This is a genomic window from Collimonas fungivorans Ter331 (assembly GCF_000221045.1).
GTDB lineage: Bacteria > Pseudomonadota > Gammaproteobacteria > Burkholderiales > Burkholderiaceae_D > Collimonas > Collimonas fungivorans_A.
Map to the genome: position 1 here is coordinate 1,798,612 of NC_015856.1, position 21,943 is coordinate 1,820,554.

General features: G+C 60.2%; 18 protein-coding genes. 8 read left to right on the forward strand and 10 right to left on the reverse strand.

The window, feature by feature from the left end:
• Positions 1-52: 52 nt before the first annotated feature.
• Positions 53-670, forward strand: a complete 618-nt coding sequence (locus CFU_RS07875) for an FMN-dependent NADH-azoreductase (protein ID WP_014005507.1) — start codon at positions 53-55, stop codon at positions 668-670.
• A 250-nt stretch (positions 671-920) separates the two neighbouring features.
• Here CFU_RS07875 and leuA read toward each other — a convergent pair whose 3' ends face one another.
• From leuA to CFU_RS07910, 7 genes are all read right to left on the reverse strand, one after another.
• Complete coding sequence (gene leuA / locus CFU_RS07880) at positions 921-2,627, reverse strand: 2-isopropylmalate synthase (protein ID WP_014005508.1); 1,707 nt, start codon at positions 2,625-2,627, stop codon at positions 921-923.
• Between the two features lie 551 nt (positions 2,628-3,178).
• Complete coding sequence (locus CFU_RS23750; protein WP_014005509.1) at positions 3,179-3,316, reverse strand: DUF3096 domain-containing protein; 138 nt, start codon at positions 3,314-3,316, stop codon at positions 3,179-3,181.
• Between the two features lie 362 nt (positions 3,317-3,678).
• Positions 3,679-4,005: a hypothetical protein gene (locus CFU_RS07890; RefSeq protein ID WP_014005510.1), complete on the reverse strand. Its 327-nt coding sequence runs from the start codon at positions 4,003-4,005 to the stop codon at positions 3,679-3,681.
• 94 nt (positions 4,006-4,099) lie between these two features.
• Entirely contained in the window at positions 4,100-4,549 is a 450-nt protein-coding gene (locus CFU_RS07895; RefSeq protein ID WP_014005511.1) for a GNAT family N-acetyltransferase, read from the reverse strand.
• Between the two features lie 46 nt (positions 4,550-4,595).
• Positions 4,596-5,894: an MFS transporter gene (locus tag CFU_RS07900; protein WP_014005512.1), complete on the reverse strand. Its 1,299-nt coding sequence runs from the start codon at positions 5,892-5,894 to the stop codon at positions 4,596-4,598.
• Positions 5,895-6,107: 213 nt separating this feature from the next.
• Positions 6,108-6,707: a hypothetical protein gene (locus CFU_RS07905; protein ID WP_014005513.1), complete on the reverse strand. Its 600-nt coding sequence runs from the start codon at positions 6,705-6,707 to the stop codon at positions 6,108-6,110.
• Positions 6,707-8,728, reverse strand: a complete 2,022-nt coding sequence (locus CFU_RS07910) for a hypothetical protein (RefSeq protein WP_148264785.1) — start codon at positions 8,726-8,728, stop codon at positions 6,707-6,709. The genes CFU_RS07905 and CFU_RS07910 overlap by 1 nt, the downstream gene beginning before the upstream one ends.
• 471 nt (positions 8,729-9,199) lie before the next feature.
• On the opposite strand from CFU_RS07910, the gene CFU_RS07915 reads away from it, so the two are divergent.
• Positions 9,200-10,147, forward strand: a complete 948-nt coding sequence (locus CFU_RS07915) for a LysR substrate-binding domain-containing protein (RefSeq protein ID WP_014005515.1) — start codon at positions 9,200-9,202, stop codon at positions 10,145-10,147.
• Between the two features lie 93 nt (positions 10,148-10,240).
• On the opposite strand, the gene CFU_RS07920 is transcribed toward CFU_RS07915, so the two are convergent.
• The 3 genes from CFU_RS07920 to CFU_RS07935 form a co-directional block, all read right to left on the reverse strand.
• Positions 10,241-11,512 carry a hypothetical protein gene (locus CFU_RS07920; protein WP_014005516.1) on the reverse strand — a complete coding sequence of 424 codons (1,272 nt, stop codon included), beginning with the start codon at positions 11,510-11,512 and terminating at the stop codon, positions 10,241-10,243.
• 504 nt (positions 11,513-12,016) lie between these two features.
• Positions 12,017-12,421 carry a carboxymuconolactone decarboxylase family protein gene (locus tag CFU_RS07930; RefSeq protein WP_041741517.1) on the reverse strand — a complete coding sequence of 135 codons (405 nt, stop codon included), beginning with the start codon at positions 12,419-12,421 and terminating at the stop codon, positions 12,017-12,019.
• 17 nt (positions 12,422-12,438) lie between these two features.
• Complete coding sequence (locus CFU_RS07935; RefSeq protein WP_014005518.1) at positions 12,439-12,834, reverse strand: MerR family transcriptional regulator; 396 nt, start codon at positions 12,832-12,834, stop codon at positions 12,439-12,441.
• A gap of 169 nt (positions 12,835-13,003) precedes the next feature.
• Here CFU_RS07935 and CFU_RS07940 point away from each other — a divergent pair, with 169 nt between their 5' ends.
• The 6 genes from CFU_RS07940 to CFU_RS07965 all read left to right on the forward strand — a co-directional run bounded on the left by CFU_RS07940 (position 13,004) and on the right by CFU_RS07965 (position 21,936).
• Positions 13,004-14,029, forward strand: a complete 1,026-nt coding sequence (locus CFU_RS07940; protein WP_014005519.1) for an aldo/keto reductase — start codon at positions 13,004-13,006, stop codon at positions 14,027-14,029.
• 123 nt (positions 14,030-14,152) lie between these two features.
• A complete protein-coding gene (locus CFU_RS07945) occupies positions 14,153-14,821 on the forward strand; it encodes a response regulator transcription factor (protein WP_014005520.1) in 669 nt (222 codons plus the stop codon).
• On the forward strand, positions 14,818-15,867 hold the full coding sequence (locus tag CFU_RS07950; protein WP_014005521.1) for a sensor histidine kinase: 1,050 nt from the start codon (positions 14,818-14,820) through the stop codon (positions 15,865-15,867). The genes CFU_RS07945 and CFU_RS07950 overlap by 4 nt, the downstream gene beginning before the upstream one ends.
• A 450-nt stretch (positions 15,868-16,317) precedes the next feature.
• A complete protein-coding gene (locus CFU_RS07955; protein ID WP_041741518.1) occupies positions 16,318-19,182 on the forward strand; it encodes a TonB-dependent receptor domain-containing protein in 2,865 nt (954 codons plus the stop codon).
• A 175-nt stretch (positions 19,183-19,357) separates the two neighbouring features.
• Complete coding sequence (locus CFU_RS07960; protein ID WP_014005523.1) at positions 19,358-20,740, forward strand: pyridoxal-phosphate dependent enzyme; 1,383 nt, start codon at positions 19,358-19,360, stop codon at positions 20,738-20,740.
• On the forward strand, positions 20,737-21,936 hold the full coding sequence (locus CFU_RS07965; protein WP_014005524.1) for a trans-sulfuration enzyme family protein: 1,200 nt from the start codon (positions 20,737-20,739) through the stop codon (positions 21,934-21,936). The genes CFU_RS07960 and CFU_RS07965 overlap by 4 nt, the downstream gene beginning before the upstream one ends.
• Positions 21,937-21,943: the final 7 nt, after the last annotated feature.

Below are 21,943 nucleotides of genomic sequence, written 5' to 3' on the forward strand. Positions count from 1 at the left end.
ACGGACGCTATAGATTTTGACCCACTCTTAATTTAATCGAACGGCATATATCATGAAACTTTTACATATTGATTCCAGCATCCTCGGCGACGCTTCGGCTTCGCGCCAACTGACCCGTGAAGTAGTGGCGACGCTGCAAGCAGCGGATTCCGATCTTGAACTGACTTACCGCGACCTTAGCAAAGACGTCACCGCCCATTTGAGCGGCGCCACCTTCGCCGCCAAGGGCACGCCTGCGGAAAAACGCAATCTGTCGCAAAAGCTGGAAGTGGAACTCAGCGAAGCGATCCTTAACGAATTCATGGCCGCCGACGTGATCGTGCTCGGTGCGCCGATGTACAACTTCAGCGTGCCGACCCAGCTCAAGGCATGGATCGACCAGATCAGTATCGCCGGCGTTACTTTCCGTTATAGCGAGAAGGGCCCGGAAGGCCTGGCCACAGGCAAGCGCGTCGTGATCGTGTCGACTGCAGGCGGCAAGCATGCCGGCGGCCCTACCGGCATCGCTCATGAAGACTACCTGAAACTGGTGTTCGGCTTCCTCGGGATTACCGATATCGAAGTGGTTCGCGCCGACGGCCTTGCTTACAGTCCTGAAGCGAAAGAAGCCGGTTTTGCAGCAGCTCGTGCGCGTATCAGCGATCTGACCAGCGCAGTGGCGATGGCCTGAAAGACAGGGCAGAAATGAAAAAACCGCTACGTGGTAGCGGTTTTTTTTTCGTCTGCTGCTGATAGCGGCAATCGGTGCCTTGCACTTGGTAGGGTGGGCAGATTTCTGCCCACGCTGAATTCACTCCTGGAATAACCAGCGTTCCGCGTGGGCACAGGTGCCCACCCTACGGCTGCTGAGGGCACGGTAATGCCCAGGCTGCACCGGAACGGTTGCCGCGTGATCGCCACGGCAACCGGCTAAACAAAAACTAGGCTGCCGCAGCGTTGCCGCCGATTTCCTGGTTGGCGGCCTGGCCGGCGATTTCAATCTGGCGGTTGACTGCGCTCAGGATCGCCTTGAACGAGGCGGTCAGGGTATTGGCGTCGATGCCGACGCCGAAGCCGGTAGGGGCGTCGTTCAGCCGCAGTTCGATGTAGCTGGCGGCTTGCGCATCGGCGCCGGCGCTGATTGCGTGCTCATGGAAATCCATCAGCTTGATGTCCAGTCCCAGCGCGTTGACGAAGGCGTCGATCGGGCCGTTGCCGTGGCCGCTCGAGGTGTGCGCCTGGCCGTCGCGCACGATGTCGATTTCGATCCTGACCGGCTGCGCCTGGCTCGAGTCTTCGCTCATGCGGTGGCCGCGGTACACATATGGCGTTTGCTTGTCCAGGTACTCTTGCTTGAAGATGTTGTAGATGTCGCTGGCGGCGATTTCCTTGCCGGTGGCGTCGGCCGCTTTCTGGATCGCACGGCTGAATTCGATCTGCAAGCGGCGCGGCATGGCCAGGCCGTATTCCTGTTCCAGCAGGTAAGCCATGCCGCCTTTGCCGGACTGGCTGTTGACGCGGATCACGGCATCGTAGCTGCGGCCGAGATCGGCAGGATCGATCGGCAGGTAAGGGATTTCCCAGATGGCGTCGGCTTTTTGCGCGGCGAAGCCTTTCTTGATCGCATCCTGGTGCGAACCGGAGAAGGCGGTGAACACGAGGTCGCCGACATACGGATGGCGCGGGTGGACCGGAATCTGGTTGCAGTCTTCGACGCACTGGCGCACTTCGTCGATGTCGGAAAAATCGAGGCCCGGGTTGACGCCCTGGGTGTACAGGTTCAACGCCAATGTGACCAGGTCGACGTTGCCGGTGCGTTCGCCATTGCCGAACAGGCAGCCCTCGACCCGGTCGGCGCCGGCCATCACGGCCAGCTCGGCGGCGGCGACGCCGGTGCCGCGGTCGTTATGCGGATGGACGCTGATGATGGTGGCGTCGCGCCGGGCCAGGTTGCGGTGCATCCATTCGATCTGGTCGGCGAATACGTTCGGCGTGCTGCATTCGACGGTGGTCGGCAAATTGAGGATGACTTTGCGGGTAGGGCTTGCGTGCCAGGCTTCGACCACGGCGTCGCAGACTTCTTTCGAGAAATCCAGTTCGGCCATGCTGAATGTCTCCGGCGAATATTCGTAGCGCCACTGGGTTTCCGGGCGGGCGTCGGTCAGTTCCTTGATCAAACGTGTGCCGGACACGGCGATTTCCTTGACTTCGTCGCGGCTCTTGTCGAACACAATGCGGCGCCATGCGGGAGCGATAGGATTATACAAATGGACGATCGCTTGTTTGGCGTTCTGCAGCGAATCCACGGTGCGGCGGATCAGGTCTTCGCGCGACTGGGTCAGGACGATGATGGTGACGTCGTCCGGGATATGGTTTTCTTCGATCAGCTTGCGCACGAAATCGAAGTCGGTCTGCGAACCGGAGGGAAAACCGACTTCGATTTCCTTGAGGCCTATCTTCACCAGCAACTTGAAGAAACGCAATTTGCGGTCGGCATCCATCGGTTCGATCAAGGCTTGGTTGCCGTCGCGCAGATCGGTGCTCATCCAGATCGGCGGCGCACTGATGACCTGGTTGGGCCAGGTGCGGTCGCTCAATGGAATCGGCGGGAACGGGCGATATTTGACAGCAGGGTTGTGCAACATCATGGTAGGCCTCTCTTGGAGCTAGTGATTGTGCTGAAGAAAAATGAAACGGAATGGTGCGGTGGCGGGAGGGTTGCCTGACTGCCACTCGAAAATCAACGCGAGGCCAGGCAACCGATCGCTAGCGATAGCAGGGATAGGGTCGGCAAGCGCAAGATATCGAGCGCGTTGCTGTGGCGAAAAAAGGTAAAGCGGATTGGCTGGGATTGCATGGGATCGTGCTCTTTAAAATCGGGATTCCGTCTTGGAAACTCAGGAATCTCAGTTTTACTACCGTTGATTTCTTGACTGGCACCGGTGTTGCTTTTGTTGCCAGTTGCGTCCCCGTCAGAACGGGGTCGAGATCATAGTGCGCGTAGTAGCGATAGCGCTAGTAGCGGCACTAGCAGCATCGCTGGCAGGGCGCCGGCAATGTGCAGTAGGGAGCGGGATTGGATGCGTGTGGAAAACATGTACTTAATGTATGAGATAAAGCCGGATCTTGTCAAGCGCCGCTTGCCGCATGGCGGAAAATATAGCGGAATCCGTGCAGATATGGCCGCCGCAGGGCGTTGTTAGCGGCCAAACAGGCCGATCAGGCCGATGACGATCAGGTACAGGGCGATGATGTAGTTCAAGAGGCGCGGAATCGCCAGTATCAATACCCCGGCGATCAGCGAAACGATGGGGGTCAGGTGCAGGCTGGTAATCATGTGCGCTCCTTTTTTCGAGTAGGGAATAGCTGTGTTGCTGACTCGATGGTACGTCGCCGGCACTCATTCCTGTGTAGGACAATGTCGCCCGATAGCGTAGGAGTTGCACTGATTCTGGCGGGAAAAAAACGGCTTGGCTATCCACTGCGGCAGGAGGAGATACTGCAGCAATGTTGGCTAATGCCGATAAGGACACACACTCCGTCAGGTACCCGAGCTGGAACTTGGCGGTCATCGTCAGCAACGGGCAGGTCGTTGGCGATCACCATTCCAGGCCGGACAAGAGACGGATTTACTCCCTTCCCGGGGAATCCGTCGGCGGTTTCGCAAATCTGCTGAAACTGCCTTAAATCAATAGGGCGCTACAGCGCGCGGGTGCCTGAAATCAGGCGCGTAATAAATGCCGAACGCTCGGTCTTTTGTTTGGGCAAGGCGCGTTCGATTACCGCGGTCCATTGCTCCGACAACTGCTGGCAGGTGGCGCGCAGCACCGGCGCCAGTTCCGGCCAGTCGGACAGGGTGCGCAGATGCCGTTCAATCGTCCTGGCCGACTGCACGCAGGCGTCGTTTGCCAGGTTGTGCATATTGTATTGAGAAATCAGATGCAGCACCGCCGAGATCAAGAGTTCAGGCGGCGTGCGATATTCCTCGGCTGCGGCTGGATCCGCCGCATTGCGTGAACCGTTCATCAGATGCTCCTTGCTCGGCTGGTTTTAAATAGTAATGATTCTCATTTAAATTATTGTCCAAGCCGATCCCGAATGCAAGCACTTTGCTGTTTTTTTATTTCCCGCGCTGGCCAGGCCAGCAGACCATCAGGTGTTCAGCATCTTCCTGGCTGATCTCCTTGAAGCCGAGCGCTTCGTACAGGCGCCTTGCCGGATTGCCGGTCAATACTTTCAGCGCCGTCGGCAATTGCTCACGGGCGGCCTGCTCCAGCACATTCTCGATGATGGCCCGGCCCAGCCCTTGTCCCTGGAATTGCGGCGCGATCTGGATCTGCGCGATATACCACCGGTCTTGCTCGCGGTAAGCTTTCAGCAAGCCGGCATCCTGGCCGCCGATGGCGACGATCCGTGCGTGTTCGAACTGGGCCAGCACGCGGGCCAGCTGCGATGCCTCGTCGCGCGCAGCGTTGACGCGCGCCAGGTGTTCGCTCATGGTCGCATGGCGCAGAGCAATCAGGAACGGCAGGTCGGCAGTGGTGGCGCTTCTGAATTCCAGGGCTTGCATGCCATCCTTTCTGTCGGCGATATGAGCCGATGCAGGCAGTCGCGGTTTATTTGTTCACCAGGTGCTTGGGCACCGACAGCGTCAGCAAGGCGCCCAGCACCAGCGACGCCGCCAGCACGAACATGCCGCTGTTGGTGCTCTGGGTCTGGTCTTTCAGCCAGCCGACCAGGTAGGGGCTGACGAAACCGGCCAGGTTGCCGAGCGAGTTGATCAGCGCAATCCCGGCCGCCGCCGCCGCGCCGCCGAGAAACGCGGTCGGCAAGCTCCAGAACAGCGGCAGCACGGTAATGATGCCGATGGTAGCCAGGGTCAGCGCCGACATCGCCAGCAGGGTATTGTGGTCATATACTGTGCTGAGGATCAGGCCGATGCTGCCGAGCAGCGCCGGGATCGCCACATGCCAGCGGCGTTCGCGCCGGCGGTCGGCGCTGTGGCCGATCAGGATCATGGCGACGGCGGCGCTGGCGTAGGGAATCGCGGTCAGCAGGCCGATGTTGAAGGTGTCGGTGACGCCGGTCGCCTTGATGATGGTCGGCAGCCAGAAGCTGACGCCGTACAGGCCCATGACGAAACAGAAGTAGATCAGCGCCATCAGCCACACGCGCGGGTTGGCGAACATCTGGCCGAGCGAAGCTTCCGCTTTCTGGCTGCTTTCGGCTTGTATCTGCGATTCCAGCAACTGCTTTTCCGCCTCGCTCAGCCAGGCGGCGCCGCGGATCCGGTCTTGCAGGTAAAAGATCACGACCATGCCCAGCAGCAAGGACGGAATCGCTTCCAGGATAAACATCCATTGCCAGCCTGCCAGGCCGTGCACGCCCGGCATGGCTTTCATGATCCAGCCTGATAAAGGCCCGCCGATCACGCCCGAGATCGGCACGCCGGTCATGAACAGCGCCGTCATCTTGCCGCGCCGATGCGCCGGATACCAGTAGGTCAGGTACAGGATCACGCCCGGGAAAAAGCCGGCTTCGGCCACCCCTAGCAAAAATCGCATCACGTAAAACGTGGCTGGGCTGTCGACAAAAATCATGGCGCCGGAAACGATGCCCCAGGTGATCATGATGCGGGCGATCCAGAGCCGGGCGCCGACCCGGTGCAGGATCATGTTGCTGGGTATTTCAAAGATGAAGTAGCCGATGAAAAAAATCCCCGCGCCGAGGCCGTAGACGGTTTCGCTGAATTTCAGGTCGTTGAGCATCTGCAGCTTGGCGAAGCCGACATTGACGCGATCCAGGTAGGAGGCGACATAACAGAGGAACAGCATGGGCAGCAGGCGCCAGGTGACCTTGGCGTAGGTTGCGGCTTCGAATGCACTGCTGGCTGGCGTGTTTGAATTATCTGACATGTCTCTCTACCTGTTGGTTTAATTATAAGAAACGAGGGAAGAATCCGGCCTGGCCGGGATGCCGGATTGGAATGCATTGTAGCTGCACCACGATGGAATGGCTACGGCGCGCTGGCGTCGGCCACGGTCTGGGGAAGACCTCGAATTGCAAGCGGATGATTGGAGGGGAACGATGTGACCCGCGCAGTTTTGAGCTGCGCGGGTTCATCTGGTTCAGCGTTTGCGGCAACCGAGATCATCGCGCAGATACCAGTCCGCGCGCGGCTCGGTTTCCTGGGCAATGCCGGGAGTGGCTTGCGGTATCCGCGCCTCGAGCAGGACAAACTGCCAGCAGTGCCCGGCCCGCTCGCGCAATCTGACCGGTTTGTCGAGTTCTACCGGCTGTGCTGCCGCCGGGCCGTCGATGCGGATGTTGCCGCCGGCGTCCCGCTCCAGGAAGTAACCAGGCAGCAGTTCGCGATGGAACGGACCGTTGACTGTCATCCTGAGCCAGGGCGTCTTGGCGCGAGGAGCACGCAAATCAAGCGACTGGATCGCCCCGGCCGGATGCATGGTGCGGCGGAGCGTGACGTATTGCGCACCGAGATGCCCGGGCAAGGCAGCCGGCCACGGCGCTATCCTTGCCGGTTCCTGTTTGCCAAGATCGATCACCAGTGCGCCGTCGGCAGCGACATCCAGGCGCTCGGCCAGCAGCGTCTGAGCCTCGAAAGGAACGCCGTCAAACCGCAACGGCGCGGCTGTGTCGTAGGCGGCGCAGCCGAGCAGCAGGGCGCCGCACAGGCACAGCCTGAAGGAGCGCGGCAAGGCAACCATTAGCGCGCCGACCTCATGTTCGCCAGGTCCCTGAGCAGGCTGGCCGGCGGCGCATCTTCCTTGACCAGCGTGCCGAGCACCGGCAGGCTGGCCGTCCTGCTGCTGGCTTTCGACTGGGCCGAGCCTGGCAGCGGATCGCTATGCGAATTGAGCACCAGCTGCAGTTTGCTCCAGTCGTCGTTGTCGCTGAGGATGCCTGCGCCGGACCCGTTCAGGTCCATGCGATAGCGTTTTGCCTGCTGCACGCCATCGTAGTTCCAGTCGCCGTAGGCGCCGGCGTCATGGCCGCGTCCGATATTGTCGCTCTCCAGCAGCGAGGCTTCGTTCAGGTTGGCGCCAGAGCCATTCGAGTAATCGATCCTGAAACTGTTGGTCATGGGGCCGTCGTCCAGCGCGCTGGACGGCATGGCATCGGCTGCATATCCCGGCACTGCCACGTGGTTCGTTGTATTGATGGTGTGATACCAGCGCTGGGTCGGCCCCATGCCTTTCGGGTTGGTGGGCAAGCCGTCCAGCTGGTACAGGTAGTTCATGATGCTGAAATAATTGGGTTTGTAATTGGCGTCCTCGAATCCGCCGTGATGCAGGCCGATGGTGTGGCCGAATTCGTGCATGATGGTGCCGGCCTGGTAATTGATCAAGAGATTCTTGTATTTCTGGACGGTCAGGTCGAGGCCGCTGAATCCCCATTTTCCAAGCGTCACCAGGAATTTGTTGCCAGGCAGTTCGGCGATGCCGGAACTGCCTGAGCTGCCGTCGGATTTCTGCGAGGAGGCCATCAGCATGTAGCGGAACACCGGCTTGCGGCGGACATCGAGCGAGCCGCTGGAATACTGGTAGAGGGAGCCGCAGTTTGCGTCCTGCGGGTCGTCAGGCGTGTTGGTGCATTTGTCAAACACCTGCGCGCGGCTGACGTCGCCCGACAAATTGAAATCTGCAGGGGCGAGCGCCGCGTTGAACAGGTTGCCGGCGTCGAAATGCACTTGGGTGTTGTGCGCCCGGAATGCCGCCACTACTTTTTGCAATGCTTCCTTGCGCGGACTCAAGGCCGGATCCGTGCTGGTCATGTAGTCGACCTGGATGAACAGGTCTTTCTGGCCTTTGCGCGCGCCCAGGCTGTACAGGTCCAGGCCGGCGAACTTGCCGCCGGCGACTTTGGCGGTGTCCGGAATGCCATCATTGTCGCTGTCCACCGTGCCGGCGGGCACGTCATTAGGGCCGCCCGGGGTGGGGAACTGCACCAGGGTCCAGTCGCTCTTGCCGGCGCTGGCTCTGAAGTCGCTGCTCAGGCGCACGATTGAACGATCGAAGTTGTCGAGCGGATCGAGCGTCCTGGCTGATACGAAGTTCGGCAAGACGGGAAATGCGGCTGCATTGTCGCCGTTCCAGGCGGCCGCCGTGGTCGGCTTGGCGGCTTCGCTACCGAAGCGGACAAAGTCCACTGTCTTGCTGTCGGCGACGGTCACCAGCTCGACAAAACCGGCCTTGTCGGTCCAGTACGGCAGGTATGTGCGGTTGCTTCCGGTGGCCGGCGGCTGCGGTGCGACCGAGGCCAGGATGTAAGCCGATTTGCCTGTGTCCTTGAGATAGGTGGAGGATTTGCCGGCAAGGACAAAATAGCCGCCGGCCGGGATATCGATCTTCGGCAGGTCGAATGTCACCGGATTCGCGCTCAGCGCCTTGCTGGCGTTGTCCAGCCCATTGGCGCGCAAGCGGTAGTCGTTCAAATGAATCGCTGCCGGTGAATTGTTGAATACTTCGACCCAGCTGACTCCCGCCGTTCCGCGATAGTTCGCCGCCACTTCGCTGAAATACAAGCCAGGAGGAACGGCTGCTGCCTGCGGCGCCGGCGATTGCGCCTGGGCCTGCGGGGAAGCGGCTTTTGCCTGGGCAGTAGTGAGATTGCCGCCATTGCCGTTGCCATCGCCGCAGGCGCTGAGGGTTGCGGCAAGGATCACCGGTAATGAAGCCTGCGTTATTCTTTTAGATCCAAGACTGAACAGATAGGATTTGATATGCATAGGAACTTTCAGTGATATAGAAATGACGGTTTTCGCGTAATCGAAATGACGGATAAGCCTTTCATCTGCAAAAACCTGCGCTGTGCTGTTGGCGTGGGTGGATCCGGATTCCTCCTTCATCAAGGGCTTGCGATATTTGGCCTGTGCGTCGGGCTGCGGCCAGGCGACGGAAGCGGGAGACGGCAGGCTGTGCGGGTGCTCGCCGGTCTCTTATTAGGATTGCCCGTCAACAAGAAAAAAGGGGACATGCTTTGCTGAAATTATTTATATCGATTTGCCTGGATTCTGCGGGCGCTTGCTAAGTGTTTGATTGTGCAGGGTGCACATTGCCTGACTGTGCATGACTGAAGGGGCTGAAGGCGATGGCAGGATTGCAATTCGGCGGTGCCGGAACCGGGATGAAATGCGTCTGATTGCCATGAACTCAACTATACTCAGCGGATTCACCCACAGCACTGAGGTTCCTATTTCATGGAGTTGCGCCAACTGCGCTATTTTGTCGCCATCGTCGACCACGGTTCGCTGTCGCGCGCGGCGCGGGTCTTGCATATCGCCCAGCCGGCCTTGACGCAGCAGGTCAAGCAGCTGGAGGATGAACTGGCGGCGCAACTGCTGCATCGCTCGGCGCAAGGGGTGATCGCTACTGATGCCGGCAAGATTTTCTACGAACATGCGCAAGCGATCCTGAAACAGGTGACCGACGCCAGGTCGGCCGTCGCCCAGTCCACCGACAAGCCGGCCGGCACTGTCGCGCTCGGCATCCCGCAAAGTGCTTCCGGCATCCTGGCCTTGCCGTTGCTGACCGCGATGCGCGCCCGCTATCCGGATATTTCGCTGCAATTGACCGAGGAGCTGACCGGCAACCTGATCGAGCAGCTGAAGACCGGCCGCATCAACCTGGCGGTGCTGTTCAACGATGGCCAGCTGACTGCGTTTGCCACCACGCCGCTGGTGGAAGAGGAAATGATGTTCATCACGCGCAGCGGTTCCCGGTATGCCAGCGCGCGCCGTTCGATCACATTCGCGCGCGCCGTCAAGGCCAGGCTGATATTGCCCGGCATGCAGCACGGCGTGCGGCCGCGCATCGAAAGCGTTGCGCGCGCCGCCGGCCTGACGCTCGACAACGTGGTCGAAATCAGTTCGGTGACGATCATGAAATCGGCCATCCTGGCCGACATCGGCGCCACCATCCTGCCGGTAGCGCCGCTGCTGCCGGAAATCAAGCGCGGCGAGATGAGCGCTTACTCCATCAGCGCCATCAGCGGCGAAAAGCTGTCGCGCACGCTGACCCTGTGCGCCTCGAAGAATATTCCGCTGACCACGGCGGCGGCTGCCGTGGAGCGGCTGGTGCTGGAGGTGACCGACGAGCTGTGCCGCAGCGGACAATGGCTGCATGCGAAAATTCTAGCGCGGCCTTGATCGCCTTGTGGGCATGGAAACCTGAATGGCGCCGACCGCATCTCGCCGACCGCGCCGGTTTGCCAATCCGGCGCCTGGTCTTCGCGTCCTGCCTCAGTTCAGCAATCCGTTGGTTGCGTCATTGATGCTCTTGACCGAGAACGTTACCGGGAAAGACGAGGGCGACGACGTGGCAGGCTGCGCCAGGCCGTACCACTTTTTGTAGCCGTCGAAATCCAGCGTGACGGCTTTCCTGAATTTCTTCTTATCGTCTTCGCTCCTCGCCGCATATACCGCGTTTGGCGTGGAATCGGTGGCGATCAGCATCAGCAGGTTTTTCCCGTCGTTTTCAGCGTTTGCCAGGATGGCGTGAATCCGCGCTCCCCAGGCGGTCTTGCTCATTTCGCTAGTTTGGAAACTGGTGTAAAAGCCTGGCTGGTATGTGATGTAGCCATTGATGGTCATGGCCAGGCCGACTTCCAGCGCGGTATGGTGGTAACCCGTAACAATCGCGGCCAGCGGCAGCAGCAGGATATTGGGGTCGAACGATTTTCCCTGGCCGTTGAGGAAGTTGCTGATGACTTCCACCGCCCAGATCGTATCCGAGGTGGTGCCGGAAATCGACGCGCCTTCGGGCAGGCCCAGGACCTTGTCGATGGCACGCACGATATCGCCCGGCAGCAGGGGGCGGAAGAATGTATTGCCCGTTCTGACATTTTGGTAGTCAAGCCCCAGCACGTCCGCGACTTCTTTCTCGATGGTCGCGGCGTTGAAGTTTGGCGGCGTGGTCCGCTGCCTCGCCTTGCGGTCGAACGCCATGTTGCCGTAGGCCGTGGTGCGGTATGCCGGACGCGTGCTGCAGAAAAAATCCCAGCCCACGGTTGCCGGCTTGTCGGCTGGCGCGGTCGGCACGGCCAGCGTGAGCGCGGCTGAGGTAAAGTGACCGGCTGGAACGGCTTTGGGGTCGAGATGGAGGTTTTCTGCGACTCCGCCAAACAGGCGAAGTATTTCGCCAATGATCTTCGGATCGCGTTTGCCTTTGTCTGCGCACATCGCTGCGATGTGGTTTTTCGCGACGGTAAACGGCTGGTCCGAACTTCCAAGCAGGGTGCTGACGCCTGGGGTCCACATTTTCAGCTTGCTTTCAGCGACATAGGCGGCTTTGGCGGCGTTCATGAGCGTCGCCATTTTCTGCTGGTCCCCGGAAGCAATCTGCTGGTTGACGGAATTCAGGATGTTCAACGCGCAGGCGGCGATCTGGTTCGCCGTCGCGCTTAAGTAGGGATCCGTATCGAACAGATTGCATAGGTCCCGCGCCATCGTGAATTCATTGACTGCCTTGTCAAGTTTGAGTTTGTCGACATTCGGTGCATTGAGCTTTTCCATGGATTACTCCTGTTATCTGGTGGATGTTTAAGAACCGGAGTCTTGCGACCTTCCTGTTCCTGATCCACCATACGGAGCTTGGCGCCTGGATTCCTGACCATTTATGGCTGTGCGTGCGAAGCCGTGCCTGCCTGCGCGAGCCTGGCGAGGAAACCGTTGGCATGGATAACAGAGCGGGGAAAACGAATGGAAATTTCGATTGCCTGGACGAGCATGTTTGTCGATGGCAGGCGGGCTATCGTTTTTTCTTATAGCCCTATCCAGAATCAGTATTTCCTGCGGGCGGCGCTGCTCCCTTAGACTTCAGTCACAGCAGAGTTCAATGCGTGCTCGTGTTGTGATGGCCACCACCATGGCCGCGTGGCCTGACAGTCGGACACCTTATCGGGTGTTCACATGGCAGGTTTTTCCGGATCATCATTCTGGGAATATATGGAAAATCGTGCAGCTCCGTCCTGATCAAACGGAGCGAGCCGGAATCACGAATGATCCCGGCCACATTTTTTATTGTGTGTTTTCCTGGCGCCGGGCCAGCTCGTCGTGTTCGGCAAATACCTCTTTCGCCGCGAACATGCCGTTCAATGCCGCCGGAAACCCTGCATACAGCGCCATCTGCATGATCGTTTCGGTGATTTCCAGGCGCGACAGGCCAACGTTCAGGGCCGCCGCCAGATGTACCTTCAATTGCGGCTGGGCTGTGCCCATTGCGGTAAGCGCCGCCACCGTCGCCAGTTCGCGCTGCTGCAGGCTGAGGCCGGGGCGGGAATAAATTTCGCCGAAACCGAATTCGATGACGTAGCGCCCGAGGTCGGGAGAAATATCGGCCAGGCTGTCGATCACCTTTTCGCCGGCGATGTCGTCGACTTCCTTCAAGCGTTGCAAACCTCTTTCATAAGTGCTTTGTTCCATGTGTTTCTCCAAGTGAGTCATTCGTGGTGGTTGGCCTGCAGCTGCTGTTCCATGCGGGCATACAGGGCGACCTTGTCGCGCAGCATGCCCAGCGTTTCCTGCAGTTCCAGCAGTTCCGCTTCCAGTGCAACCGTATGCTGCTCCAGCAATGCCTTGCGCTCTGACACGCTGGCAAGCCGGTCTCCCCGCCTGCGCAGTTCGGCATAACGCAGCATCTGCTGTATCGACATGCCGGTAGCGCGCAGCCTGAGCAGGAATGCGATCCAGTTCAGGTCTTCCTGGCGGTACAGGCGATGCTGGTTGCTTTGCCTTGGGACAGGATCGATCAAGCCTATCTTTTCGTAATAGCGCAAAGTGTGGATGCTGAGTCCGGTGGCTGTCGCTGCTTGCTGGATCGTGATGGAAGTGGCCATGGAATAAAGTTTAGAAGTTAGAGTGCACTCTAGGTCAAGCGTTTATTATCGCAGCCCTGCAGTTTGTTCACCGCAATGGTCCGCCAAAAGTCGGGATAGGCATTACGGGATATGATTACCTGACCAGTTCCTCCTGCTTTATCCCATTTCTTTAAACGAAAGGCTCATCATGGAATACCGACGTTTAGGAGCATCCGGATTCAAGGTGCCGGCGCTCAGTTTCGGCACCGGCACGTTTGGCGGCAAAGGCGATTTTTTTGGCGCGTGGGGCAATACCGATGTCGCCGACGCCAGGCGGCTGGTCGACATTTGCCTCGATGCCGGCCTGACCATGTTCGACAGCGCGGACATCTACTCCGACGGCGTAGCCGAATCGGTGCTGGGCGAAGCGATCAAGGGCCGGCGCGACCGCGTGCTGCTGTCGACCAAGGCAACCTTCCGCACCGGCGAGGGACCGAATGCGGTCGGCTCTTCCCGCTTCCACCTGATCCGGGCTTGCGACGCCGCGCTCAAGCGCCTCGGCACCGACTACATCGATCTGTTCCAGCTGCACGGATTCGATGCCCTGACCCCGGTCGAAGAAGTGCTGTCGACGCTGGACGACTTGGTGCGCGCCGGCAAGATCCGTTATGCCGGCGTGTCGAATTTCTCCGGCTGGCACCTGATGAAATCGCTGGCGACGGCTGACCGCTACGGCTACCCGAGATATGTCGCCAACCAGACCTATTATTCGCTGATCGGCCGCGACTATGAATCGGAACTGATGCCGCTGGGCCTCGACCAGGGCGTCGGCGCCGTGGTCTGGAGCCCCCTGGGCTGGGGCCGCCTGACCGGCAAGATCCAGCGCGGCCAGCCGCTGCCGGAGCAAAGCCGCCTGCACAAGACCGCGGACATGGGGCCGCCGGTGGCGGATGAGCTGTTATACCGGGTGGTGGACGCATTAAAGGAAATCGCTGCGGAAACCGGCAAGACCATCCCGCAGATCGCGCTGAACTGGCTGTTGCAACGGCCGACTGTCGCCACCGTGGTGATCGGCGCCCGCAACGAGGAGCAGCTGCTGCAGAACCTGGGCGCCATCGGCTGGAACCTGAGCGCCGAGCAGGTCGCCAGGCTGGACGCCGCCAGCGCGGTGACCGTGGCCTATCCGTACTGGCACCAGCGCGGCTTCACGGAGCGCAATCCGCTGCCGGTCTGATAGCCCGGTTGCACCGTTATCGTTTTTCGCCATCGAGATTGCAAAAATAAATGCTGAAACAGCTGCATCCTTATTAAAATCAGCGGCTTAATTGTAAGCAACCGTTGCAGCTAAGGAAATCAAGTGCATATTCTTTTGGTGGAAGACGATTCGGTGCTGGCGGACGGCATCCTGCGCATCTTCAAAGGCCACGGCATGGTGGTCGACGTGGTACGGAACGGCAACGACGCCGATGCGCTGCTGCAGCGCACGGAAATTTCGGTGGTAGTGCTGGATATCGGCTTGCCGGGCATGGACGGCTTTGAAGTGATCCGCCGCCTGCGCGCGCGCGGCAGCCACATCCCGGTGCTGCTGCTGACCGCGCGCGATTCGGTGCAGGACCGGGTCTACGGCCTGGAGCTGGGGGCCGACGATTACCTGGTGAAACCGTTTGCCACCCAGGAGCTGGTGGCCAGGGTGCGCGCGCTGTTGCGCCGCAGTGCGCCGCAGCCGCTGGAGATGCACTTGGGCGGACTGTCGCTGAACACCTCCTCACGGCGCGCAAAAATCAACGGCAAGGCGATCGAGCTGTCGGTGCGTGAATGGGCAGTGCTTGAATACCTGCTGCAGCAGGCGTCGCGCGTCGTATCGCGGCAGCAGATCATCGACGCCATCCTGCCCTGGGGCGCGGAGCTGACGCTGAACGCGGTGGAGGTGTACATATCCAGGATCCGCTTGAAAATCGCCGATGCCGGCATCGAGATCCGCACCATCCGCGGTTTCGGCTACATGCTGGAAAAAACAGAAGCATGACCAGCATCCGAGTCAGGCTGCTGAAATGGCTGCTGCTCCCGCTGCTGATGGTCAACCTGGCCGGCGCCGGCCTGGCTTATTGGCTGGCCGGGAGTCCGGGCCGGATTGCTTTCGACCAGACCAGTATCTTGACGGGACTGGTGTGGCTGGAAGCGGGGCTGGCGCTGCTGCTGGCGATCGTCATCTGGCTGGCGCTCGGCAGGGGATTGCTGCCGCTGAAAAAAATGACGGCCGACCTCGAGGCGCGCAGCGACGACGACTTGTCTGCGCTGGACCAGCGTCATGTGCCGCTCGAACTGAGCCCGGTGGTGACCGCCATCAACCGCCTGCTGGACAAGGTGCAGCAGGACGCCAAGGCGCAGCAGAATTTTCTTGCCAACATGGCGCACCAGCTGCGGACGCCGCTGGCCGGCTTCCGTACCCAGCTCGAATGGCTGCGGCAGAAGCACGCCGGCGAACCGGAGAGCGCGCATTCGATCGCGCTGATGACGTCGTCGACCGAACGCATGATCCGCCAGACCAACCAGCTGCTGACGCTGGCGCGCGCCGAACCGGCCAAGTTCGAGAAGGAGCGCTTGCGGGTGGTCGAGCTGAACCGGTTGGTGGAAGAATCGATCCAGCATTTTGTCGAGCAGGCGCACCGGAAGAATATCGACCTTGGCTTCAACCTGCAGCCGACGCGCGTGATGGGCGATCATTTCCTGCTGCGCGATCTGATCGACAACCTGATCGACAATGCCATCCGCTATTCTCCCCAAGGCGGCAAGGTGACAGTCAGTTCGCTGCATGGCAAGGACGGCGGCATTTTCTCGGTGGAAGATTCCGGTCCCGGGATCAAGCCTTCCGAGCAGGAACTGATCTTCAACCGCTTCCGCCGCCTAGACGACAGCGTTGCCGGCAACGGCCTCGGATTGGCGATCGTGCGCGACATCGCCAAGGACCATGGCGCCCGGATCATGGTCGAGCCGGCGACGGCTGGCGGCACGGTGTTCTCGGTGCTTTTCCCGTTTCCTATCCTGGGCGCGCCGTCAAGGCTGCCTGAGTAAGCCGCTGGCGTTTATCCGGTCCCAAGCCTGAACCGTTGTTCATCTTCCGGCTGCCCGTCCTGCGCTGATTTGTTCCGCCAGCGCAAAAGTCCTATTCCCAAACTGCACATTGTTGTACGCCGCAGATTCCTTCATTCTCCATGCTTGCAGATATTTCTATATGGAAATATCGACGCGAAGCCAAGCGGCAAGCGGGTCTGCATGGCTTAACGTCAATATTTCCGAGTGGCATATTTGTTGCTTAGTGTTTCTCCGGAAATGTTTCGGATTGTAATTGCCTGAGGCAATACGAGAAATTTCTGCTGGAGATGATTGCCGCAAAAGAAATCTTTGCGCCAGAAATTGGTGCAACGGTGTCCGATGCATCGCCCAAAAGGCGATTAACAAATGGTTGTATCCGTTAAAAAAATGAGATTTCTACTCTGTTACTTACCCATGGGGAGTGTGGTTATGATGAAAGAAAAAAGGCTGCAACGTTCGCTGCGACTGATGTTTTCCGGCGGCGTCGCCGTCGGATTCGGCTTGCTGGCGCAATCGGTGCATGCGCAGGAGACCAGGACCGACGACGCGCCACAACAGATGCAACGCGTTGAAATCACAGGCTCGTCGATCAAGCGGATCACCAAGGAAGGCGCTTTGCCGGTGCAGACGCTGACCCAGGAAGACATCGCCAAGAGCGGCGCCAACAGCGTCGCCGACCTGATCCAGGCCTTGCCGGCGATGCAGGGATTCATCCCGCAATCGAGTTCGGTCAACGGCAACGGCGGCGGCGTCGAGACAGCTTCCATCCATGGCATCGGCTCCGGTTACACCCTGGTGCTGCTGAACGGGCGGCGCATCGCCAAATCGGCAATCTCCCACAACGACTATGCGGTCAACCTGGCCAGCATCCCGCTGGCGGCGGTAGAGCGGGTTGAAATCCTGACCGACGGCGCTTCCGCGCTATACGGCTCCGACGCGATCGCCGGCGTGGTCAACTTCATTCTCAAGAAGAATTCCACCGAAGCGACCATCACTGCGACCTACAATGCGCCGACCAAGGCCGGCGGCAAGAGCTTTAACGTCGGCATCTCCAAGGGTTTCGGCGACCTTGATAAAGACGGCTACAACGTGCTGCTGGCATACAGCCACGACGAGCAAAAAAACCTGGTCGCGGGACAACGCGGGTTTGCCAGCAGCGGCGTGGTGCCGTTCAGCGTCGGCGGCCAGAATTATTCGCTCTACCAGCTGAGCAGCTATACCGCTCCGGGCGGCGTTTCATTGCGCCATGCCGACGGTTCCGATCCGACCCAGTTTTCGCCGGACTTCCTGAAAAACGGCACTTGCGGACCGAATACTTTCCAGGCCGGGAATTATTGTAAATTCAACTATGCGGCGACGGTCGAGCTGATACCGGAATCGCAGCGCGACAGTTTTGTCGTATCGGGCAACCTGAAGCTCAACAGCGCCACCAACCTGTTTGCCGAGGCTGTCGCTTCGCGTTATTCCATTACGCCGCAATATGCGCCGTCCGCCCAGCCTTTGGCGCTGTCGCTGAACAGCCCCCTGTACGCCAAATACGTGACGCCTTACCTGGCGCAGTTGGGAGAAAATCCTGCAAACATCAACGGCGCGGTGATGAACCTGCGCCTGGTGGATGCCGGCGGCCGCACCGATGAGTACCGCACCGACGCCCTGCACCTGGCGTTCGGCGTGGACGGCAATGCGCTGGGCTGGGACTACAACGCGTCCTACACCCATTCGCAAAACAAGTTCTACGACAAGGCGATCAACGGCTATCTCAGCAACAATACGTTCCAGAATATCGTCGCCGCCGGCGGTTTTGATCCGTTCGCGCCGTCGGGATCCGGGGTAGCCGCGCTGGCGCCGGCCGTATTGCACCAGACGCTGGATCAGGCGACCTCCAAGCTCGACATCATCAACGCGCATGCTTCCCACGACCTGTTCAAGGCGCCGGGCGGCATGTCGCAAATCGGCCTGGGCGTGGAAGCGACCAAGGAGCAGCATACCGACAGTCCTAGCGCGATTTTGCAAAGCACCAACGCGCTGCAGCCGAACTTTACCGATTCCATCATCGGCGGCAACGCCGGCGCCTTGCCGTTTTCGGCGAGCCGGATGAACTACGGGACGTTTGCCGAAATGCTGGTGCCGGTCATGAAGAACCTGGACGTCACGGCGGCGCTGCGTTACGACAGCTACGACGCTGCGAAAAACGATGCGAACTTCGACAACGCCGGCAATCCGCTCGGTTCCGCGACCCAGGGCAATTCCGCCAGCAAATCCACCTACAAGATTTCTGCCCGCTGGCAGCCGGTCGAGTCCTTGCTGCTGCGCGGTTCCTACGGCACCGGCTTCAAGGCGCCGACCCTGTCGCAGATCACTTCGCCGATCCAGTTCAGCGGCAATACCGCGCAACAGCACCCATGCCCGGTGTCGGCGCCCGATCCAAGGGCTGCCGGCTGCCAGGGTGTGACCCAGTATGACGTGCTGCAAGGCGGCAACCAGCTTTCCGGCTCCAGCGGCCTGAAGCCGGAAACCTCGAAGCAGAGCACGGTCGGCTTCCGTCTTGAACCGATACGCAACCTGTCGATCGGTTTCGACCTGTGGACCGTCAGCATCAAGAACCAGATCAGCATCCTGCAGGAAAATATCGCGTTCGCCAATCCAGCCGCTTATTCCAACCTGTTCACCTTGTTCAACGACCCGATCCAGGGATCGCAGACAATCGCCTTCCTGCAGACCCCGGTCAACCTGGCCAGCGCCAAATACCAGGGCATAGACTGGGACCACAGCTTCAAGACCAAGACCCCGATCGGCGACATGAGCCTGCAATGGACCGGCACCTACATGCTCAAAGCCGAACAGGACTTCCCGGGCACCGGCACCCAGAGCAGCCTGGGTAAATACGGCGCCGACCAGAACGTGGTGTTCCGCGTGATTTCGCGCCTGGCAGGATCGTGGAAACAGTCGGATACCTGGACCCACACCTTGACCGCCAACTATCGTTCCGGCTATCACGACCAGACCTATACGGCCGACGACGCCACGGTCCGCATCGTCAATCCTGACGGTTCCTACGGCGCTTTCGTCGCCATGCCTAACCACGAGGTGGCGTCTTACACCACGTTCGACTGGCAAACCAAGATGACGGTCAAGAAGGGCCTGGAGTTCACCGGCGGCATCAAGAACCTGTTTGCCCGCACTCCGCCTTTGTCGCTGGTGACAGCGGGCGGCGGCAACCAGGTGGGATACGATGCCCGTTACACCGATCCGCTGGGACGCCAGTTCTACATAACCGGCACCTACAAGTTCTAAAAGCTTTGTAAGCTGCCAGGCCGGCCGGATGCGATGTTTGCATCCGGCCGGTTTTTTTTCGTCGTACCGTTTCCTTGCACCAAAATGTTACAGTGAAGAACTGATAAGATAGGTCGATCAACTTGATTGAAGCAGACGGCGAATGCTGTCGATTTTCTAACAGGAAGGCCTGCCCATGAACTTATCGAGCCGCCCAGCGGTGCTGGACCTGATCGGCAATACCCCATTGATAGAAGTGACGCGGCTGGACACCGGCCGCTGCCAGCTGTTTCTCAAGCTGGAATCGCAAAACCCTGGCGGCTCCATCAAGGACCGCATCGGCTTGTCCATGATAGAAGCGGCTGAACGCGATGGCCGCCTGCAGGCCGGCGGCGTCGTGATCGAAGCTACCGCCGGCAATACCGGCCTGGGCCTGGCGCTGGTGGCTTGCGCCAAGGGTTACCGCGTGATCCTGGTGGTGCCGGACAAGATGTCGGGAGAAAAAATACAGCACCTGAAAGCGCTGGGCGCCGAAATCCATATCACGCGCTCGGACGTCGGCAAAGGCCATCCGGAGTATTACCAGGATTATGCCGCGCGCCTGGCGCGCGAAATGCCGGGCACCTTTTATGCCGACCAGTTCAACAATCCCAGCAATCCGCTGGCGCATGAACAAAGCACTGCCCCCGAGATCTGGGAACAGTGCGGGCACAAGCTCGACGCCATCGTCTGCGGCGTCGGCTCGGCCGGCACGCTTACCGGCCTGACGCAGTTTTTCCGCAAGGCGCAGCCAGCGCTGGAGTTTGTGCTGGCCGATCCCAAGGGTTCCATCCTGGCCGAATACATCAATACCGGAAAAATAGAATCGACCCCGGGTTCCTGGGCAGTGGAGGGCATCGGCGAGGATTTTGTGCCGTCCATCGCCGACCTGTCCGGCGTCAAACACACTTATACGATCAGCGACGAAGAAAGCTTCAGCAGCGCACGCGAACTGGTGCGCGCCGAGGGCATCCTTGGCGGTTCTTCCACCGGCACGTTGCTGGCGGCGGCGCTCCGTTATTGCCGTGAACAGAGCCAGCCCAAGCGGGTCGTCACCATCGTCTGCGATACCGGCACGCGTTACCTGTCCAAGGTCTACAACGACAACTGGATGCACGACCAGGGCTTGCTCAAGCGCGAGACCGTGGGCGACCTGCGCGACATCATCGGCCGCCGCTACGAAGAAGGCGGCGTCATCAGCGTGGCGCCGGGCGACACCTTGATGACCGCGTTCAACCGCATGCGCAGCGCCGAGATTTCGCAGCTGCCGGTGATCGACGGCGCGGAGCGGCAAGTAATCGGGATCATTGATGAATCCGATTTGCTGCTGAAAGTCGCCGCCGACGCTGCCCATTTCAGCCAGCCGGTAAGCAGCACCATGACCAGCGCGATAGAAAAACTGGCGCCGACCGCAAGCGTCGATGCGCTACGCAGCACCCTGGCCCGCGGCCTGGTCGCCATCATTGCCGACGGCGACCGCTTCTACGGCCTGATTACCCGTTTCGATCTACTCAACCATCTTCGAAGGAGCCTTTCATGAGCAACAACAAGGATAGCGGCCAGCCGTCCGACCTGCATTTCGCCACGCGCGTGATCCACGCCGGGCAAAGCCCCGATCCCACCACCGGCGCCATCATGCCGCCGATCTACGCCACCTCGACGTTCGTGCAGCAGAGTCCAGGCGTCAACAAGGGGCTCGACTACGGCCGCTCGCACAACCCGACGCGCTGGGCGCTGGAGCGCTGCGTGGCCGACCTGGAACAGGGCTCGCAAGGTTTTGCCTTTGCCTCCGGCATGGCTGCCGCGGCCACCGTGCTGGAGTTGCTGGACAGCGGAGCCCACGTGGTCGCCGGCGATGACCTGTACGGCGGTACTTACCGCCTGTTCGACAAGGTGCGCAAGCGCAGCGCCGGCTTGTCCTTCAGCTTCGTCAACCTGGTCGACCCGGCCAATCTGCTGGCGGCGATACGGCCGGAAACCAAGATGGTCTGGGTCGAGACGCCGACCAACCCGATGCTGAAGCTGGCCGACCTGGAAGCGATCGCCAAGATCTGCCGCGAGCGCGGCATCATCGCCGTCGCCGACAATACTTTCGCCAGCCCGATGGTGCAGCAGCCGCTCACTTTCGGCTTCGATGTCGTGCTGCATTCCACCACCAAATACCTGAACGGCCATTCCGACATCATCGGCGGCATCGCCGTGGTCGGCCGCGAAGCGCGCCAGGCGGAATGGCGCGAGCGCCTGGCTTTCCTGCAGAATGCGGTGGGCGCCATCGCCGGGCCGTTCGACAGCTTCTTGGCTTTGCGCGGCGTCAAGACGCTGGCGCTGCGGGTCCAGCGCCATTGCGAAAACGGGCTGGAACTGGCCAGCTGGCTGGAAAGCCAGCCGCTGGTAAAACGGGTCCATTATCCGGGCCTGGCTTCGCATCCCCAGCACGAACTGGCGCAGCGCCAGATGCAAGGTTACGGCGGCATCATCTCGGTCGAGCTCGACACCGACCTGGCCGGCGCCAGGCGCTTCCTGGAACGCTGCGAGATCTTTGCGCTGGCGGAGAGCCTGGGCGGGGTGGAAAGCCTGATCGAGCATCCTGCCATCATGACCCACGCCACCATTCCGGCGGAACACCGGGCCAAGCTCGGCATCAGCGATGCGCTGGTACGGCTGTCGGTCGGGGTGGAAAACATCGACGACCTGAAACATGACATGCGCAACGCGCTGGCGGCCATCAGGCAATGAGCGACGG